Source organism: Myxococcus faecalis (assembly GCF_050039385.1).
In the GTDB taxonomy this organism is placed as follows: domain Bacteria; phylum Myxococcota; class Myxococcia; order Myxococcales; family Myxococcaceae; genus Myxococcus; species Myxococcus fulvus.
In genome coordinates this window covers 7,115,223-7,133,383 of sequence record NZ_CP144336.1, presented here as the reverse complement: position 1 = coordinate 7,133,383, position 18,161 = coordinate 7,115,223, and the positions used below count along the sequence as shown (strand labels likewise).

Below are 18,161 nucleotides of genomic sequence, written 5' to 3'. Positions count from 1 at the left end.
GCGAACCTCCGGGGGACGTGCTCACGCCCCCCGGGGCGCCAGCGCCAGTCGCTCGACGAGTTCCTTCGCATCCGTGCGAGGCACCTCGCACGCGAAGCCCCGGCACAGGTACGCGGCGCCCTTGCCGCCCACCGGCTCGCGTCCCTCGAACAGCTCCTTCAGGAGCGCGGGCACGGGCCTCCCCTCCTCCTTCCAGCCGAACGCGAACGTCGGCGCGTAGACGCGGTTCGCCACGCTCAAGAGCGGCGCCACCGCCTCGCGCGAGCCGCTGAACGTCACCCCCGCCGCGCCCTCCAGCAGCGCGTCCGCCGCGAGCCCCAGGTAGCCGTAGCCCATCGCGTTGGCCACCAGCCCCTCGCGCATCTTCCCCACGTACTTCGTCGGCAGCTCCAGGTGGTGCTCGTGGCCCGTGAGCGCCGCGAGCGCCACCTGCGCCTCCGTCAGCGTGGAGGCCCCCGAGGGGAACGCGTTGTCGAACAGGCCATACGTCGCCACCACCAGGTCCTTCTGACCGCGCGGCGCCGTGAAGTACGCCCGCTTCTCCTCATCCCAGAACAGCTCCACCGCGCGCTTCACCAGCGCCTCGGCCGCCTCCAGGTACTTCACGTCGAACGTGGCCTGGTACAGCGCCGTCAGCCCCGAGGCGAGGTTCCCGTAGTCCTCCAGGAACCCGTCGATGCGCGCCTGCCCCTCCTGGTACGAGCGCGAAAGCCGCGTCCCATCCCACAGCTTCGCCAGCACGAAGTCCGCCGCCGCCACCGCGAGCCGCGCCCAGTCCGGCCGCTCGAAGACCCGCGAGGCCAGCGCCAGCCCGCGAATCATCAGCCCGTTCCACCCCGCGAGAATCTTGTCGTCCCGCCCTGGCTTCACCCGCTGCTCGCGCGCCTCGAACAACACGCGCCGCGCCTCGACGAGCTCGCGCTCCACCTCCGCCACCGGGAGCCCTCGCTCCCGCGCGAGCGTATCGGCGGGCACCACCACCTCCAGCACCGTGGCCCCGTGCTCGAAGTTCCCCTGCGGCGTGACGTGGAAGTGCCGCATCACCAACTCCGCGCGCTCGGGCGACAACAACCCGTGGAGCTCGTCCGGACGCCACACGAAGAACTTCCCCTCCTCGCCCTCGCTGTCCGCGTCCTGCGCCGCAAAGAAGCCGCCGCCCGCGTCCGTCATCTCGCGGCGCACGTACTCCACCGTCTCCTCCACCACCTTGCGCCACAGCGGACGCGACTCCACCTGCTCGGCCTCCGCGTACAGGTGCACGAGCTGCGCGTTGTCGTAGAGCATCTTCTCGAAGTGCGGCACCAACCAGCGCGCATCCACCGAGTAGCGATGGAAGCCTCCGCCCAATTGGTCGTAGATGCCCCCCAGCGCCATGCGCTCCAGCGTGAGCAGCACCGCGTCCTTGAGCGGCGCGCCACCGCCCCGCCGCCACGCGCGCAAGAGCAGCGAGAAGTTCATCGGGTTGGGGAACTTGGGCGCGCCACCGAAGCCGCCGTGCACCGGGTCCACCTGCTGGACCATGCGCTTGCCCATCGTCACCACGTCCTCCGCGGACAGCACGCCGGGCGCCGCGTCCAGCCCATACGCGGCCAATTCCCCCAGGCCTTCGGCGAACTGCTCGGACTGCCGCAGCACCTCCTCGCGCTTGTTCGCCCACGCGTCCCGCAGCGCCATCAACAGCCGGGGGAAGCCCGGCCGGCCATAGCGGTCCTCCGGCGGGAAGTACGTGCCGCCGAAGAAGGGCTTCAGGTCCGGCGTGAGGAACACCGTCAGCGGCCACCCGCCGCCCTGCCCCATCAGCTGCACCACGCCCTGGTAGATCTGGTCCAGGTCCGGCCGCTCCTCGCGGTCGACCTTGATGTTGATGAAGCCCTCGTTCATCAGCCGCGCGGTGTCGGGCGACTCGAAGGACTCGTGGGCCATCACGTGACACCAATGGCACGCGGAGTAGCCCACCGAGAGCAGGATGGGCTTGTCCTCGGCGCGCGCGCGAGCGAGCGCCTCATCGCCCCAGGCGAACCAGTCCACCGGGTTGTCGGCGTGCTGGCGCAGGTACGGCGAGGGCTCCTGGGCCAGACGGTTGGCGGAGCCGGACGACGGAGGGTGGGTGGCCATGGGGTCTCCGGGCGGGAACTGCCGGACCCAGGGCATATGGAGCCCCGCCATCCGGAGCAAGTCCCAATGGCGCGACCCTCCACTGTCGAACGCGAGCAGGGTACGCTGTCGACAAGACGTGAGCATGGTTTCCCTCGCCCCCGCCCCGCCCAACCCCGTCGGCCTCGGACTGAAGACGTGCATCGCCCTGGTGGGCGTGGCGCTCATCGTGAGGCTCATGCTGGCGTTCGGCACCGACGTCTACTTCGACACCGCCTACTACTGGCAATGGTCGCGGCGGCTCGACTGGGGCTACTACGACCACCCTCCGCTCGTCGCGTGGCTCATCGCCCTGCTCGGCATCCACGCCACCGCGCTCGTGTGCGGCGCGGGCACCATCGCCGCGGTGTGGGGCCTGGCGCGCGACGTGTACCAGAGCCGTCAGGCCGCCTGGAGCGCCGCGGCCCTGTGGAGCGTGGTGCCCGGCGGCATGGTGGCCGGCGTCTGGGCCACGCCGGACTCGCCGCTGCTCCTGTTCTGGACGCTGGCCCTGTGGGCCCTGTGGCGCGAGCGCTGGGTGTGGGCCGGCGTGGCGTCGGGGCTCGCGCTGCTCGCCAAGTTCCCGGCGGTGCTCCTGGGCGTGGCCTTCCTCATCACCGCGGTGAAGGTGCGCCGCCTGCCCAAGGGCGCGTGGGGCACGGGCGCGCTGGCGGCGCTGTGCCTCCTCCCGGTGCTGCTGTGGAACGCGCGCCATGACTGGGTGGGCATCGCGTTCCAGTTGCGTCACGGCCTCGAGGGCAAGGGCGGCTGGGGCACGCTCGGTGAGTTCATCGCGGGGCAGCTCGCCTTCGGTGGGCTGGTGACTCTGCCCCTCGCGTTCGTCTATGCGTTCAAGGGCCCGCGCGAGCAGTTCCTCCTGCGCATGGCCGCGCTCGTGCCGCTGCTGTTCTTCGGCTACGCGGCGTCGCGCGCGCGCGGCGAGGTCAACTGGACCACCATGGCCTATGTCAGCGTCTGCGTGGGCGTCGCGGGCATGCGCAGGCCCTGGCAAATCGCGGCGGCCTCCTCGGGGCTCGCGGTGGTGCTCGCGGTGACGCTGCACCTGTTCTTCCCGGTGCTGAACTTCAAACGCGATACAGCCCTGTGGCGCACCCACGGCTGGGACGTGCTCAGCCAGCTGTCCACGCCCGAGAAGCTCTTCCCGGGGATGAAGCCAGACAGCGTCGTCGCGGTGTTCGCCGGCAACTATCAGCTGGCGTCACAAATCGCACACTACGCCCGCGTCCCCGTGGGCACCGCCGGCCCCGTCCGCTTCAGCCAATATGACGTCTGGGGAGAGCCCCCCATCCCGCCTGGGAAAGATGTGCTCTGGGTGGAAGAGGATGGCCCGTTCGCTCCCGCGGCCCTCACGGACCGCTTCGAAATCATGGACGAGCACGTCGAGCTGGTTGGAACTTTCCAAGGACGTCGTCTGCATTTCTTCCGGGTGTGGTGGGTCCGCAATGCCAGACCCTGACGTGCCCGGGAGGGCATGACAACTTTCAAAGCCTCTCACCGACAACAAGGGAAACCGTTTTTGCCCACTAAACGGAGGTCCCCCATGTCGACTGTCTCCCCTGCGGGTTCGCGTCGAGTCTCCACCTCCGCCACCGCGGCCGCCGCCACGCCCCCCACCTTGAAGAAGGGCTCCCAGGGCCCGACGGTGACGACGCTGCAGAAGAAGCTGGCCGCCGCGGGCTTCAGCCCGGGCCCCGTGGACGGCATCTTCGGGCCGAAGACGCAGGCGGCGGTGCTGTCCTTCCAGAAGGCGAAGGGCCTGGTGCAGGACGGAATCGTGGGCCCGAAGACGTGGGGCGCGCTGAACAAGACGGGCGGAACAAAGCCGCCCGCGCAGCAGCCGGGCACCAAGGGCAGCGCGGAGACCTTCGTGCAGAAGGCGCTCGCGCAGCGCGGGGACCGCTACGTCTTCGGCGCGGAGACGAAGATGAGCGACAAGAACCCGTCGAAGTGGGACTGCTCGGAGCTGGTCGAGTGGGCGGCCCACCAGGCGGGCGTCAAGGTGCCCGACGGCACGATGAACCAGCTGCCGTACTTCAAGCAGAAGGGCACCACCATCTCCGTGGACGAGGCCCTGCGCACGCGCGGCGCGCTCCTGTACCGCCCCGGCCACGTGGCCATCAGCCTGGGCGACGGGCGCACCATCGAGGCGCGCGGCTCCGCGTACGGGGTGAACATCTTCAGCGCCCACAACCGCGGCTGGACGGCCGGTGCGCTCATCCCGGGCCTCAAGTACGGGTGAGCCGCTGACGCCCCACAGGGTGTAGAGTCCGGACGTGGCGGCGCGGGTGACGCGTCGCTCGCGCTCCCCATGGACTTCACCCTCTTCGTCGTCGGGCTCATCAAGGTGGTGCTGGGCGGCCTCGTGGCCGCGCTGGGCATCTGGCTGGCGTTGCGCGGGCTCAGCCGCATCCTCGGCTCCCGGCCGGAGGAGGAGCTGCGCCAGGGCAACGTGGCGGCGGGCCTGGTGCACGCCTCCAGCCTGGTGTCGCTGGGGCTGCTGGTGCAGCACGCGGTGCAGGCCACGTCGGACGCGGTGGACCTGGCCGTGCGCGCCCCTCACTTGCAATGGTCCATGGTGCCGGGGCTCGTCGCCGTGGCCGCGCTGCACGTGGGCCTGTCGCTCATCGTCGGCGTCACCGTGCTGGCGCTGGGCATCCTCCTGTTCGACCGGATGACGCCCGGCATCGACGAGCTGGCGGAGGTGCGCAAGGGCAACGTCGCCGCGGGGCTCATCCTCTCCGCCATCCTCCTGGTGCTCGCGCTCTTGACGGCGCCCGGGCTCCAGGCGGCCCTCAACGGGCTCATCCCCTTCCCCCAGCTCCCCGAGGGGACGCTGGTGGCGCCGGCCTGACACGGGAGGCGACGGACGAGGCCATGTCCACGAGCGCCGGACTGAAGACGGCCCTGAAGCTGCTACTCGCCGTGTTCGCGCTGACCAGCGCGCTGTGCTGCCTGGGCGTGGGCATGGTGGGGCACCTGGTGGACACGAAGGCGCCGCCCGTGGAGCCGGGGCTGCCTCCGAGCGCGGATGTGGTGGACCTGGGCCTGGTGCTCATCCCGGCCGACACGTCGCCCTCGCGCGCGCTCACGTACGACTGGAACACGGAGGGGCTGCGGCCGCCGGGCAGCCGGCTGGGGTACGGCCTGGGTGAGCTCTTGGACGCGTGGCTGGAGGACCAGCACAAGGTGCTCGGGCGCAGGCTGCGCTACCGCTCGCTGGGCCAAGAGCGCTTCACCTACCAGCCCCCGAGCGGCTGCTCCGCGGACATGCGCTGCATCTACGAGGAGCTGATGCGCGGCAACGCGGGGCCCGTGGAGGCGCTGGGCGAGCGCTTCATGGTCACCATCCGCGAGCGCGGGCTGGACTCACAGCAGGCCGCGCGGCTCATCCTCGGCTTCGTGCAGCGCATCCAGTACGAGGTGCCCACCGATGAGCCCTTCGGCATCATCCCCCCGGCGCTGGTGCCGGCGAGGAACCGGGGGGACTGCGACTCCAAGGCGCTGCTCGCGGTGATGCTCCTGCGGCAGGTGGGAATCGAGGCGGTGATGCTCTACTCGGACCCGCTGGCCCACGCGGCGGTGGGCGTGGGCCTGCCGGGCGCGGGCACCCGCCTCAGGCACGGCGGGCGCAGCTACCAATACGCCGAGGTCACCGCCGAGGGCTGGCCGCCGGGCATGATTCCGCCCAAGTACGACAAGCCCCGGCTGTGGCGGGTGATGCCGCTGGACGCCGCCACCTCCGGCTAGCGCGGCTCCGGAGTGGCCCCGGCGAGCACGCCTCGCAGGTAGCGCTCGTAGGCCTCCTTCATCGGCAGCTCCGAGTCCACGCCCAGCCGGCGGCGCGTCGTCTGGTGCCTGGAGCCATCGCGCGGGTCCACGCCCTCCTTCACGTAGCGCTCCCAGAAGATGGCGGAGCCCCGGCGCTGCCACAAGGGCAGCTCGTTGAAGTGGATGCCGCGCTGGAAGAGCAGCTCGTTCTTGAAGGCGACCGGCTTGCCGTCCAGCTCGCGCGTGGCCTGCGCCGCGCTCAAGCCCTCCTTGCGCAAGGTCCAGTAGCACCAGCCCTGCAACGCGCACCGGCTGCCGTCCGCCTGCCGCCACGTGAAGTAGTCCAGCACCGCGCGCTCGTCCGCGCCCAGCCACACGCGCCCGTCGAACACCGCCGGCACGCCCGCCGCGTGCGTGAAGGTGGCGCTGGCGAGGCCCGCCGACAGCGACACCAGCTTCTCCACCGCGCGGTCGAACAGCGATGCGTCCGGCCGCAGCAGCACGGAGATTTCGTCGCTCTGCGTGTACGCGTACACGCCCTGGAGCTCCTCCAGCAGCGTGCTCGCGGTGCGGACCATCCACCGGTGGAAGAGCGGGTCGAAGGGCTTCTCGAAGCGCTCCTGCGTGAAGCGCGAGAAGCCCCGCCCGTCCACGCGCAGCACCGCCCAGGCGCCCGGCAGGAGGCGCAGCGCGTGGAAACACTCCCCCTGTCGCATGCGTCCGGCCAGCTCGTCAGCGTCCAGCATCCGTGTCCTCCTTCCAGTCCTCGACGATGAAGCCGCCCTCGGCGGCCCAGCGCACGTGGTACAGCGAATCGAAGCCCTCTTCGCGGCGCGGCCGGCACAGCCGCTTCACCGTGGCGTACAGCGCCACCTCCGGCACCCGCGCCCGACCCTCGCGCCGGGCGTTCCGGGCGAGGCAGTCCTCCAGGCGCGACTCGAAATAGAAGCCCGTGACGCGCGCGCCCAGCGCATGCCCCAGGGCGATGAGCGGGGAGCGCTGCTCACAGTCGGGGTGCGTGTTGTCCACCACCACTGAGCGCCCGGCCACCAGCGCCTCGGTGACGAGCCGACGCTGACGCGCCTCCTTGCGACGCGCGTGCGGCCACAGGTCCTTGCTCACCAGCACGTGCGTGTCCGCGAAGCGCTCGTGAAAGAAGCGGCTCTTGCCGGAGGCCTGCAACCCGATGAAGAGGATGAGTTCCATGGCGGAAGCCCTCCGGACGCGGCGCCGACAGACCGGCTGACGCTCGACCCCGCGCCGCGCATGCGCACCGCTCGCGGGATACCCACGCGCCACTCACCACGTCGCGCGGGCTTGGAGCCTCGCGTCTACCCGGATTCGCTCGCGCTGTACGCCGCTGCACAGCTCGCGCACCTTTCGCGGCGAATGTGTTGATTCGACTGGCTTTGCTCGATTAACAATCAAGTCTCGAATTAATTGATTTCAAGAGTTGTCGTAATCCGCCGTCCGGACTGAAGTCCGGAAGAGGCGGCCGCAGCACGAAGCGCAACCCGAGCAGGAGACACCCATGAAGACCTCACTCTCGTCGTATGCGTTACGTTGGCGTCGGCTCTCCGTCATGGCCCTGGGCCTGGGCATGGTGGCCCCCGTTCCGGTCCTCGCGGCCTCGAAGTCCCCCTCGCGCGTGGAGCGCGCGTCGCTGCTCCCCGCGCGGGTGGTGGACGCGGCGGCGTTGGGCTCGGCGAAGCAGGCCACGGGCCTGGTGGCGACGGCGGGCGGACGTCACGCGCTCGTCACGGGCGCGGGTCGCGTGCTGCACCGCACGGACAACACCATCCAGTCGCTGAGGACGCTGTCCGTCCCCAAGACGACGCTGCAGCTGCACGTCTGGGAGGAGACGGGCGCGGACGGCAAGCGCCAGGACTTCTTCGCCTACAGCCGCGGCGGCACGGAGCTGCTCGGGCGCGCGCAGCCCACCTCGTACCAGGTGCGACTGGCGCACGTGAGCTTCGACCCGGTGCGACAGGGCGCGCCGCTGGTGGCCGACGCGCTGGCCGCGGACACGGGGAACACGCTCTCGCTGGTGCAGCTGCAGGCCACGCCGCTGCCGGAGCTGCGCGAGGCGCTGGAGCGCGAGGGCGGCAAGGTGCTGCGCTTCCTCACGGACCACACGTACCTGGTGGAGCTGGACGCGGACGCGCGCAAGCGCGTGGCGGAGCTGCCCTTCGTGCGCTGGGTGGGGCCGTACCATCCCGAGTACCGCGTGGAGGACGTGCTGCGCGAATCGCTGACGGGGCGCGCGGCGAAGCTGGAGCCGCAGCGCTACTCCATCATGGTGGGCGAGCGCGGCAGTGCGCGTCAGGACGAGGTCGCCGAGGCGGTGCGCAAGCTGGGCGGCACGGTGGAGCTGGTGGAGGCCGGCGGGCTGCGCGTGGAGGCCACGCTCACGCAGGACCAGTTGGAGCGGCTCGCGCGCTCCAACGCCGTCCAGTACATCGACCGGTGGGGCGGGCCGGGTGAAGTGGACATGAACAACGTGCGCGAGGTCGGCGGCGCCAACTACATCCAGACGGCCGAGGGCTTCACGGGCCAGGGCGTGCGCGGCGAAATCTTCGACACCGAGCTGCGCACGACGCACCAGGAGTGGGCGACGCCGCCGCTCATCCACAGCACGTCCAGCGCGGGCAGCGCGCACGGGACGAGCTGCTACAGCATCAACTTCGCCAGGGGCGTGGACGCCACCGCGAAGGGGCTCCTGCCGGACGGCCAGGGCATCTTCTTCCTCTACAGCCAGTCCAGTCAGTTCGGCGGCCCCAAGTCGCGCTACGACATCAACCGCGAGCTGACGGACCCGGCCGGCCCCTACCGCGCCGTGTTCCAGACCTCCAGCGTGGGCAGCACGCTGGGCACCGCGTACACCACCATCTCCGCCGAGGTGGACGACTACCTGTTCAAGCACCCCATCCTGAGCACCCAGTCGCAGAGCAACTCCGGCACGCGCAACTCGCGGCCCCAGGCGTGGGCGAAGAACATCGTGTCGGTGGGCGGCTTCTACCACTACGACAACGCCAACCGCGACGATGACCGCTGGAACGGCGGCGCGAGCATCGGCCCCGCGGCCGACGGGCGCATCAAGCCGGACCTGTCGTTCTTCTACGACGCGGTCCGCTCGGCCAACAACTCGAGCAACACGTCGTACTACAACTTCAGCGGCACCAGCGCGGCCACGCCGCAGACGGCGGGCCACTTCGGCCTCCTGTTCCAGATGTGGCACGAGGGCGTGTGGGCGGGCTTCGGCGGCGGCGCGGACGTGTTCGACAGCCGCCCGCAGATGGCCACCGCGAAGGCGCTGATGATCAACCTGGCGCACCGCTACAACTGGAACGTCACCGGCAACAACGCGGACCTGACGCGCGTGCGCCAGGGCTGGGGGACCGCGGACCTGAAGCGGCTGCATGACCGCTCCGGCTCCACCAGCATCATCAACGAGACGGACACCCTGCTGCCCCTGGGCGTCAACGAGTACAAGGTCTCCGTGACGGGCACCGAGAAGGAGCTCAACGTCACGCTCGTCTACACGGACCCGGCCGGCACGGTGGGCGCGGCCCAAGCGCGCATCAATGACCTGTCGCTGCGCGTGACGTCGCCCTCGGGCATCGTCTACTGGGGCAACAACGGCCTGTCCGCGGGCAACGTCTCCACGGCGGGCGGCGTGTCCAACAAGGTCGACACCGTCGAGAACGTCTTCCTCGTCTCGCCCGAGGCGGGCAGCTGGAAGGTGGAGGTGCTGGGCGACGAAATCGTCCAGGACGCCGACCTCTCCACGCGCGTCATCGACGCGAAGTACGCGCTGGTGGTGAGCGGCGGCCTCATCGTCCCGTAGCGCCTTCGCGCCGGGCCCGGGAAGCGGGCCTCGGCGCGCGTGCCCGAACACATCGTCCGTGAGCGCATGGCTCACGGGACACCACCGGGGTCGGCCCGTCGGCCCCGGTGGTGCATCGCCCCCCCGAGGCGCCCTCCCGCCTCGCGCGGATGGACCGAGGTCGCCCCCACCTTGACGAGCGGCGCACCCGAAGCGCCTCGAGTCCGGCGGCGTGCCTCGGACGTCCGCATCCATCGTTCACGGAGCGCCGCCAGCGGCCGTCCTTCGCGTCCTCGCCGCGCGAAAGTCCGCTGGCCTGGCCTCGGCGCTGACCATCGCGACGTGCACGGGAACACCGCTCCGCCGTCCTGGCGACACGGGCGCACCCAAGACACTGGCCGCCCGACTCGCCCGCGTGGCATGACTCGGCGCCATGGCCCGTGACGTCTCCTTCTTCGACCAGCTCGGCTCCCTCCTCGCCAAGGAGCGCGAGGCCGAGAAAGCCCGCCTGGCCACCCTCGCCCAGGGCCTGTCCCTCCACGAGCGCGAGGAGCAGGGCCTGTCCGTCCTCGACCTGGAGACGGTGGAGGAGGCGGTCGGCCTGGGAGGCCGCGTCCTGTTGACGCTCGCCCGCGCCGACCGCGCGCGCCTGCCCGCCCGGCTCCACAACGGAGACCTGGTCGCCGTGCTCCCCCGCCGCGCCGAGGTGAGCGAGCCCGCGCGCGCCCTCGTCTCCCGCGCCAGCGCCACGCGCCTGCAGCTCGCCTTCGGCCGCTCCCCGCCGCCCTACGTCCACGAGGGCCTCCTGCGCCTGGACGTCGTCCCCAACGACATCACCTACGAGCGCATGCGCGCGGGCCTGCAGCGCGTGAAGGCCATGGACAAGGGCCTGGAGCGCCGCAAGCGCGAGGTCCTGCTGGGCAACGAGCCCCCGCGCTCCGACACGCCCCGTGACTTCGAGCCGAGCCGCCCCCTCAACCCCGAGCAGCTCGACGCCGTGAAGCGCGCGCTCGCCGCCGAGGACTTCTTCCTGGTCCACGGCCCCCCGGGCACCGGCAAGTCCACCGTGCTCGCGGAGGTCGCAGCCCAGGCCGTGGCCAAAGGCCAGCGCCTCTTGTGCACCGCCGCCAGCAACGCCGCCGTGGACCACCTGTTGGACCTGTGCCTCGCCAAGGGCCTGCGCGCCATCCGCGTGGGCCACCCCGCCCGCGTCGCGGCCCGACTCCAGGAGCACACCCTGGACATCGTCGTGGAGGAGCACCCCGACCGCGTCATCTCCCGAGACCTCTTCGACGAGGCGTTCTCCCTGCTCGGCTACGCCCGGCGCCAGCGCACCCAGGGCCGCAGCCGCGAGCGCTTCTCCAACGCCCGCGCCTCCACCACGGAAGCCAAGGCCATGCTCGACGAGGCCCGCGCGCTGGAGAAGAAGGCCGTGCGCTCCGTGCTCGCCAACGCGGACGTCGTCTGCGTCACGCTCGCGAGCCTGGAGTCCAGCGTGCTCGCCGGCGAGAAGTTCGACCTGGCCCTGCTCGACGAGGCCACCCAGGCCACCGAGCCGCTCGCGCTCCTGGGCTTCCTGCGCGCCCCCATCGTCATCCTCGCCGGAGACCCGCAGCAGCTGCCGCCCACCGTGCTCTCACAGGAAGCCGCGCGCGCGGGCCTGGCGGTGAGCCTCTTCGAGCGCCTGCTCGAGGACCACGGCGACGGCGTCAAGCGCATGCTGCGCGAGCAGTACCGGATGAACGCGCGCATCATGGACTTCCCCTCGCGTGAGATGTACGCGGGCGAGCTGCGCGCGCACCCCTCCGTCGCCGACCACACGCTCCAGGACGTGCTGCCCCCGGGCACCGAGGTCGACGCCCCGCCCGTCCTCTTCCTCGACACCGCCGGCAAGGGCTTCGACGAGGAGGTCGAGCCCACCACCCACAGCCTCTTCAACACCGGCGAGGCGGACCTCATCGAGGCCCGCGTGCGCGCGCTGCTCGGCCTGGGCTTGTCCCCGCGCGAGCTGGCCGTGATTACGCCCTACAGCGCCCAGGCCCACCGCCTGCGCGAGCGGCTGGAGCCCTTCGCCCCCGACGTGGAGGTCGACACCGTGGACGCCTTCCAGGGCCGCGAGAAGGACGCCATCCTCGTCTCCCTCACCCGCTCCAACAGCGAGGGCCAGGTGGGCTTCCTCAACGATTTGCGCCGCATGAACGTCGCCCTCACCCGCGCCCGCCGCCACCTCTTCGTCGTGGGCGACTCCGCCACCCTCAGCGGCCACCCCTTCTACGCCCGCTTCATCGAAGGAACTCAAACGAGCGCCGGCTACCGCTCCGCCTGGGAGTGGCCCGACGCCCCCTGAGCGCAATGCCTCACATCGGCAGGTCCACGCCGACCCAGCCCTGGGGTACTACGCAAGGACTGTCGGGGTCAGCCTCCAAAAATTGTCGCAACGGCGAACCAAATTTGTCACCTCCACCCACCTGTGCGGGGGAGCGCATCCGGATATCAGGTATTTGGCTCAAGCCCCGTTGTCGGGCATGAGACATGCTTACCGCCGTGGCGGGGAGGAACCGCCACATGTCTCAACGTCCGAACGTGACGAAGGAAAACGACGTCTGGGTTCTCCGTATCGAAAAGGAGAACGGCAAGGTGCAGGAGTACCGGTGCGCCACGGAGAACCAGGCCCGGCAGCTGGCCATGGTGATGTCCAAGCCGGACACGGGTGGGCCGCCGCGTCCGCCGTCGCCGGTCCGCTAGGCAGACCATGAGATAAGGCACGGGTCAGGAGCCGCCCGTGTCCCTCTCTCTCGAATCCCGCTTCGTCGACGCCCAGGGCCTGCGCCTGCACGTGCGCGTGCGTCCAGGCGCCCCCACCCGACCCGCCGTCCTGTTCCTCCACGGCTGGCTGGACCACTCCCACAGCTTCGACGCCGTGCTCGAGCACGTACCCGCCGACTGGCGCGTGGCGCTGCTCGACTTCCGAGGCATGGGCCAGAGCGCCCACGCCCCGCCCGAGGCGAACTACCAGGCGGGAGACCACCTGCTGGACGTGGAGGCCGCGCTGGACGGGCTGGGCTTCGAGCAGGCCCACCTGGTCGGCCACTCGCTCGGCGGCATCATCGCGCTGACGTACGCCGCGGTGCGGCCCGAGCGCGTGCTGGACGTGGCGCTCATCGAGAGCCTAGGCCCCACCGGCGGCCCGCCCGAGTACGCGGTGGAGCGGCTGCGCGCCTTCATGAACGACGCGCGCCGGCCGCCGAACGCCAAGCCCTATCCGGACGTGGCGGCCGCCGCCGCGCGCCTGAGGGAGAACAACCCCACCCTGCCCCCGGCCGCCGCCTTGCACCTGGCCCGGCACGGCACCCGGCCCCATGAGAAAGGAGGCGTGGTCTTCACGTTTGATCCACGACACCGCCGCAGGTTCGCGCACGGACACGACGAGGCGCAGTGGCTGGCGCTGCAGGCCGCGGTGACGTGCCCGGTGCTCCTCATCCGGGGCCAGGACGGGCTGTGGCCGGACGCGGCGAAGCTGGACCGGCGGCTTGAGGCGCTGCGTACACTTTCGGGCCCTCCGCTCGTGCTCCCGGGTGGGCATCACGTCCACATGGAGCGTGCCCAGGATGTCGCCCGCGCGCTCGCGGACTTCATCCGCTGAAGGGCTGTCACCCGGTCAGAACGCCCGGAAAACTCTTTCCCAGGCGTGGGCAAGTCGGTTCCACCCCAGGCTCCTTACCGCCACTGCGCATCCCAACCCCTTGAATTCAGGACAGCGTCCTCGTCCTTTCGGTTGGTATGCGATTTGGATTACCGCGCCTCGGCGGATCACGCACCGGACCCATCCGGGGGCGTGTGGGGAGAAGGGTGAGGGAGCGGACAATGGGGATGGGGTTGAGGGGGCGAGTCCTCGCGTTGGCGGTGCTCGTCACCACCACGATGGCGTGTCACGAGGGGAATGAAACCCGCTCGGTGCAGGCCACCGCGGTGGTGGACATGGACGTGCTCGACTTCGGCGAGGTGCCGGTGGGCGAGTGGCGGGAGCGCGAAGTGCGCATCCGCAATGTCGGCTATGTGCCCTTCTTCGCCATCGAGGCACTGGCCATCATCGGCAACCCCTCATACGAGGTGGAGCTGACGGACGGTGGCGGCCGGGTGATGCCCGGTGAGTCGCACCTGGTGAAGGTGCGCTTCCATCCGCTGGCCGAGGGCGTGACGGAGGAGACGGTGTTCGTCTCCACGGACGCCAACCAGGGCGCGCAGGCGCAGGTGCGCGTCACCGGCCTGGGCACGCCGACGCAGATTGGCCTGTTCCCGCCGGTGCTCGACTACGAGACGCTGGAGGTGGACAGCGAGCGCAAGCTGACGGTCACCATCAACAACCCGGTGGACCTGCCGCTGACGCTCGCGGTGCGCGGCGACTGGCCGGACCCCTTCACGCCCGACACGATTACCATTCCGCCCAACTCCACCGTGGAGGTGGGCACGCAGTACCTGCCGCGCGCGCTGGGCAGCATGGACGCGAGGCTGGAGGTCCGCTCGTGCGAGGCGTGCACGCCGTCGGTGGTGGAGCTCAAGGGCAACTCGGTGGCGAGCGCCTTCGTCTTCGACCCGGCGCCCGTGCCGTTCGACCTGATTCCGGTGCACGAGCGCACCCAGTCGTTCACCCGCGCGCGCAACATCACCTGGCGGCCGGTGACGATTTCGCAGCTCATCACCAGCGACCACGCCTTCGTGCCGCTCTCCAAGCCGGAGGGCTCCACGGTGGCGCCGGGCGAGGTGGTGGAGCTGCCCATGGAGTTCGCGGCGCGCTTCTCCGGCCCCAACGTGGGGGACCTCAAGGTGCAGTACGCGTCCGACAAGCCGCGCCAGTCGGAGGTCATCCTGGACGCGCGAGGCGGCCGGCCCACGCTGGCGGTGACGCCCGTGGCGCTGGACTTCGGCGAGCTGCCGGTGGGCGGCAAGGTGGAGCAGGTCATCCGCATCACCAACGCGGGCACCAACGGCTCGCTGCGCTTCATGGGCGTGGCGTCCGACGGGGACAGCAACCAGTTCAACGTGGACGTGCCCACGCGCGGCACGCAGCGGCTGCCGTGGGCGTCGGGCGCGTGGCCCACGCTGGAGTCGGGCGGGCTGGAGATTGCCCCGGGCAACGACGCGCTGGAGCTGAAGGTCTACTTCGAGCCGACGGTGGAGGGCAGCTTCCGGGCCCGGCTGCGCGTGCGCTCGGATGACCTGTTCAACGCGGAGCGCGAAATCATCCTCACCGGTCGCTCGCGCACCAGCGGCCCGTGCGTGTACGAGCTGTCGCCGCAGCCGATGATGGACTTCGGCAACGTGGTGCCGGGCCGCGGCGCGGTGCTGGGCTTCCGCTTCAAGAACCCCGGCCGGGCCGAGTGCGCGGTGAAGGACGTGCACCTGTCCAACGACGCGGGCGGCGCGTTCTTCATGCCGGGCGGCCGGCTGACGGGCGGCGTGGTGCTCTACGACACGGCCTTCAGCGCCATGGTGGCCTTCCGGCCGCAGACGGAGGGCGAGTACACGGGTGAGCTCAAGCTCACGGTGAACAACCCCGCGGCGCCCACGGTGACGCTGCCGCTCAAGGGGGTGTCGCGCCAGAGCTGCCTGGTGGCCACGCCGTCCTACGTGGACTTCGGCCCCATCCGCTACGACTGCGCCGCGGCGCCTCGCAAGACGTACATCTCCAACCGGTGCAGCGAGCCGCTCACGGTGACGGGCGCGGACATCGGCCCGGGGACGAGCACGCAGTTCTCGCTGCTGACGCCCATCACCCAGCCGCGCACGCTGCAGGCGGGCGAGGGCTTCGAGCTGGAGGTGGACTACTCGCGCACCGTGCTGGGCCAGCACTACTCGCCCCTGTACCTGCGCACGGCGACGGACCCGACGCCCTTCCTGGTGCCGCTGCTCGGCGAGACCAACCACGAGGGCATCCAGGTGGACCGCTACACGCAGGGCACCGACAGCCAGCTGGACGTGCTCTTCGTGGTCTCCAACACGACGACGATGGACCCGTACCAGGAGCGCCTGAAGGCGGCGATTCCGGGCTGGCTGGACTACGCGCGGCAGCAGAACGTGGACGTGCGCATGGGCGTCACCAGCACGGGCCTGGTGCAGCGCGGGCCGCAGTGCGGCGGCGGGGCCAACGGCGGCGAGGCCGGGCGCCTGTTCCCGGTGGACGGCAACCGGGCGCGCGTGCTGTCCAGCTCCAGCCCCAACGCGGCGGCGGGCCTGCAGGCGAACATCGACGTGGGCCTGTGCCACAACCTGGTGCAGGGCCTGGAGACGATGCGGCAGGCCCTGTCGGCGCCCCTGTCCGAGCAGACGGATGACCCGCGCACCGCTCAGCCCAACGACGGCAACTGGGGCTTCACGCGGCCGGCGGCGCGCATGGCGGTGGTGGTGCTGGCGGACGAGGACGACAACTCGGGCTTCGCGCCGGACAGCTACATCCAGTTCCTCCAGACGCTGAAGGGCACGGGCATGTCGCACCGCAGCCAGCTGTACGCGCTGGTGCCCACCGACAACCGCTGCACCACGGCGGGCAGCGACGCGGACCGCTTCGTGGAGGTGGCGCGCGGCACGGGTGGCCGGGCGGAGTCCATCTGCGAGGGCAACTACCGGCCGCTGCTCGACTCGGTCATCCAGCGCGCTGGCGATTTGCAGGCGGACTTCCCGCTGACGACCACGCCCACGGGCCAGGCGGAGATGTCCGTGTACGTGCAGGGCCAGCAGGTGCCGGAGAGCCAGTGGACGTACGACGGGGCGACCAACTCCATCGTCTTCGGCGGCGCGGCGGTGCCTCGTCCCGGGCAGGCGGTGGAGGTGCGCTACCGCAGCGTGTGCAAGGCGCCGCCCACCTCGAGCCCCTGAGTAAGCGGGGCCCCACGTCCTCCGGGAGGTGGGGCCTTTCGCGTGGCGGGGAAATGACGCGCCGCGGGCTTCCTCAGCTGGCCCCGGCGCGGCTATCGTGGCGTCGACGTGGAGACATTCGGCCGCTACGAGCTGCTCCGGAAGATCGCCATCGGCGGCATGGGCGCCGTCTATCTGGCCCGGCAGAAGGGGCCGGTGGGCTTCCAGAAGCTGCTGGTGGTGAAGCGGCTGCTGCCCCACCTGTCCGAGGACGATGAGTTCATCGAGATGTTCCTGGACGAGGGGCGCATCGCCGCGCACCTGAACCACCCGAACATCGCGCAGATCTACGACCTGGGCGATGTGGACGGGCAGTACTTCATCGCCATGGAGTACGTGCACGGCGAGGCGGTGGGGCCGCTGGGACTCAGGGCACAGCAGCGCAAGCTGACGATTCCCCTGGGGCTCAAGTGCCGCATCATCGCGGACGCGGCGGCGGGGCTGGATGCGGCGCACAACGCGCGCAGCCCGTCGGGGCGCAAGCTGGCGTTGATCCACCGGGACGTGTCGCCGCAGAACGTGCTCGTCGGCTACAACGGCGGGGTCAAGCTCATCGACTTCGGGGTGGCCAAGGCGTCGGGGAAGTTCTCCCAGACGGTGGTGGGCACCATCAAGGGCAAGCACGCGTACATGTCCCCGGAGCAGGCGCGGGGCGAGCCGTTGGACCACCGCTCCGACATCTTCGGACTGGGGACGGTGTTCTACGAGCTGCTGACGCACCAGCGGCTGTTCAAGCGCGACACGGAGATCGCCACGCTCAAGGCGGTGGTGGGGACCAAGATTGTCCCTCCGTCCGAGGTGATGCCGGACATCCCGAAGGCGCTGGACGCCATCGTGCTCAAGGCGCTGGCGCGCAAGCGCGAGGAGCGCTTCGCGTCGGCGGGCGAGGTGCAGCTCGCGCTGGATGAGTTCCTGGTGCAGCAGAAGCTGCACGCGACGCCCGCGCACCTCGCGGCGTTCATGCAGGACACGTATTCGGAGGAGCTGGAGGAGGAGCGGCTCGCGGCCGAGCCCACCGTCATCCACTACGACCCGAGGCTCGCGGCCCGTCAGCAGGCGGCCGCGGCGGCCGCGGCGGCGGGTGACACGGCGGGCTCCGGGCAGCGGCCCACGGCGCGTCCGACGCCCGCGGGGACGCCGGCGCGCAAGCCTGGAGGCTCCTCGGCCTCGGCGCCAGCGATGGTGAAGGACCCGGGCGGTGTGTCCGCGTCGTCCACCTCGCCCATGGCGCCCGCCCGGCGTGCGCCCACGGGGTCCTCCGCGGCTGCGGCGCCGGTGGCCGGACGAAGCGGGACGAGTGGTGGCTCGGCGGCGCCCACGCGAAGCGGTGGCTCGACCTCGTCCGCCGCGCCGATGCCCGCCAAGGGAGGCACCGGCTCCGGCAAGGCGCCCTCACCGCCTCCGGGCAGGACAGCGGGCTCGGCGCCCAAGCGCGTGCCCACGCGGACTCCCGAGCCTCCCGAGGAACCCGAGGAACCCGAGGAGCCGTAGCCCCGGCACC

13 protein-coding genes are annotated in these 18,161 nt (G+C 70.9%); 10 read left to right on the top strand and 3 right to left on the bottom strand.

Annotation, left to right across the window (positions count from 1 at the left end):
* Positions 1–21: 21 nt before the first annotated feature.
* Entirely contained in the window at positions 22–2,115 is a 2,094-nt protein-coding gene (locus VZQ01_RS28645; protein ID WP_426745231.1) for a thioredoxin domain-containing protein, read from the bottom strand.
* A 124-nt stretch (positions 2,116–2,239) separates the two neighbouring features.
* On the opposite strand from VZQ01_RS28645, the gene VZQ01_RS28640 reads away from it, so the two are divergent.
* From VZQ01_RS28640 to VZQ01_RS28625, 4 genes are all read left to right on the top strand, one after another.
* A complete protein-coding gene (locus VZQ01_RS28640) occupies positions 2,240–3,610 on the top strand; it encodes an ArnT family glycosyltransferase (protein WP_426745230.1) in 1,371 nt (456 codons plus the stop codon).
* Between the two features lie 84 nt (positions 3,611–3,694).
* Complete coding sequence (locus VZQ01_RS28635) at positions 3,695–4,393, top strand: peptidoglycan-binding protein (RefSeq protein WP_426745229.1); 699 nt, start codon at positions 3,695–3,697, stop codon at positions 4,391–4,393.
* A gap of 69 nt (positions 4,394–4,462) precedes the next feature.
* Positions 4,463–5,005 (top strand): DUF350 domain-containing protein, encoded by a 543-nt coding sequence (locus VZQ01_RS28630; RefSeq protein ID WP_223748460.1) that lies wholly within the window; start codon positions 4,463–4,465, stop codon positions 5,003–5,005.
* A 23-nt stretch (positions 5,006–5,028) separates the two neighbouring features.
* Entirely contained in the window at positions 5,029–5,901 is an 873-nt protein-coding gene (locus tag VZQ01_RS28625; RefSeq protein ID WP_426745228.1) for a transglutaminase-like domain-containing protein, read from the top strand.
* Here the strand turns inward: VZQ01_RS28625 and VZQ01_RS28620 are convergent.
* Both VZQ01_RS28620 and VZQ01_RS28615 read right to left on the bottom strand, forming a co-directional pair.
* A complete protein-coding gene (locus VZQ01_RS28620) occupies positions 5,898–6,668 on the bottom strand; it encodes a tRNA(His) guanylyltransferase Thg1 family protein (protein ID WP_408889348.1) in 771 nt (256 codons plus the stop codon). The genes VZQ01_RS28625 and VZQ01_RS28620 overlap by 4 nt on opposite strands.
* Positions 6,655–7,128 carry an AAA family ATPase gene (locus tag VZQ01_RS28615; RefSeq protein ID WP_426745227.1) on the bottom strand — a complete coding sequence of 158 codons (474 nt, stop codon included), beginning with the start codon at positions 7,126–7,128 and terminating at the stop codon, positions 6,655–6,657. The genes VZQ01_RS28620 and VZQ01_RS28615 overlap by 14 nt, the downstream gene beginning before the upstream one ends.
* A gap of 376 nt (positions 7,129–7,504) precedes the next feature.
* Here VZQ01_RS28615 and VZQ01_RS28610 point away from each other — a divergent pair, with 376 nt between their 5' ends.
* The 6 genes from VZQ01_RS28610 (at position 7,505) to VZQ01_RS28585 (ending at position 18,151) form a co-directional block, all read left to right on the top strand.
* Complete coding sequence (locus VZQ01_RS28610; protein ID WP_426745226.1) at positions 7,505–9,769, top strand: S8 family serine peptidase; 2,265 nt, start codon at positions 7,505–7,507, stop codon at positions 9,767–9,769.
* Positions 9,770–10,181: 412 nt separating this feature from the next.
* Complete coding sequence (locus tag VZQ01_RS28605) at positions 10,182–12,095, top strand: AAA domain-containing protein (RefSeq protein ID WP_426745225.1); 1,914 nt, start codon at positions 10,182–10,184, stop codon at positions 12,093–12,095.
* Positions 12,096–12,313: 218 nt separating this feature from the next.
* Entirely contained in the window at positions 12,314–12,493 is a 180-nt protein-coding gene (locus VZQ01_RS28600; RefSeq protein ID WP_223748455.1) for a hypothetical protein, read from the top strand.
* Positions 12,494–12,530: 37 nt separating this feature from the next.
* The gene (locus tag VZQ01_RS28595) at positions 12,531–13,391 is read left to right on the top strand and encodes an alpha/beta fold hydrolase (protein WP_426745224.1); all 861 of its coding nucleotides are present in this window, start codon (positions 12,531–12,533) and stop codon (positions 13,389–13,391) included.
* A 221-nt stretch (positions 13,392–13,612) separates the two neighbouring features.
* A complete protein-coding gene (locus tag VZQ01_RS28590; protein WP_426749000.1) occupies positions 13,613–16,621 on the top strand; it encodes a choice-of-anchor D domain-containing protein in 3,009 nt (1,002 codons plus the stop codon).
* A gap of 108 nt (positions 16,622–16,729) precedes the next feature.
* On the top strand, positions 16,730–18,151 hold the full coding sequence (locus VZQ01_RS28585; protein ID WP_426745223.1) for a serine/threonine protein kinase: 1,422 nt from the start codon (positions 16,730–16,732) through the stop codon (positions 18,149–18,151).
* Positions 18,152–18,161: the final 10 nt, after the last annotated feature.

What these genes read in the sequence shown, in the direction of transcription:
- VZQ01_RS28645 (WP_426745231.1), bottom strand. Translation starts at nt 2,115, where the DNA reads ATGGCCACCCACCCTCCGTCGTCCGGCTCCGCCAACCGTCTGGCCCAG.
- VZQ01_RS28640 (WP_426745230.1), top strand. Translation starts at nt 2,240, where the DNA reads ATGGTTTCCCTCGCCCCCGCCCCGCCCAACCCCGTCGGCCTCGGACTG.
- VZQ01_RS28635 (WP_426745229.1), top strand. Translation starts at nt 3,695, where the DNA reads ATGTCGACTGTCTCCCCTGCGGGTTCGCGTCGAGTCTCCACCTCCGCC.
- VZQ01_RS28630 (WP_223748460.1), top strand. Translation starts at nt 4,463, where the DNA reads ATGGACTTCACCCTCTTCGTCGTCGGGCTCATCAAGGTGGTGCTGGGC.
- VZQ01_RS28625 (WP_426745228.1), top strand. Translation starts at nt 5,029, where the DNA reads ATGTCCACGAGCGCCGGACTGAAGACGGCCCTGAAGCTGCTACTCGCC.
- VZQ01_RS28620 (WP_408889348.1), bottom strand. Translation starts at nt 6,668, where the DNA reads ATGCTGGACGCTGACGAGCTGGCCGGACGCATGCGACAGGGGGAGTGT.
- VZQ01_RS28615 (WP_426745227.1), bottom strand. Translation starts at nt 7,128, where the DNA reads ATGGAACTCATCCTCTTCATCGGGTTGCAGGCCTCCGGCAAGAGCCGC.
- VZQ01_RS28610 (WP_426745226.1), top strand. Translation starts at nt 7,505, where the DNA reads ATGGCCCTGGGCCTGGGCATGGTGGCCCCCGTTCCGGTCCTCGCGGCC.
- VZQ01_RS28605 (WP_426745225.1), top strand. Translation starts at nt 10,182, where the DNA reads ATGGCCCGTGACGTCTCCTTCTTCGACCAGCTCGGCTCCCTCCTCGCC.
- VZQ01_RS28600 (WP_223748455.1), top strand. Translation starts at nt 12,314, where the DNA reads ATGTCTCAACGTCCGAACGTGACGAAGGAAAACGACGTCTGGGTTCTC.
- VZQ01_RS28590 (WP_426749000.1), top strand. Translation starts at nt 13,613, where the DNA reads ATGGGGATGGGGTTGAGGGGGCGAGTCCTCGCGTTGGCGGTGCTCGTC.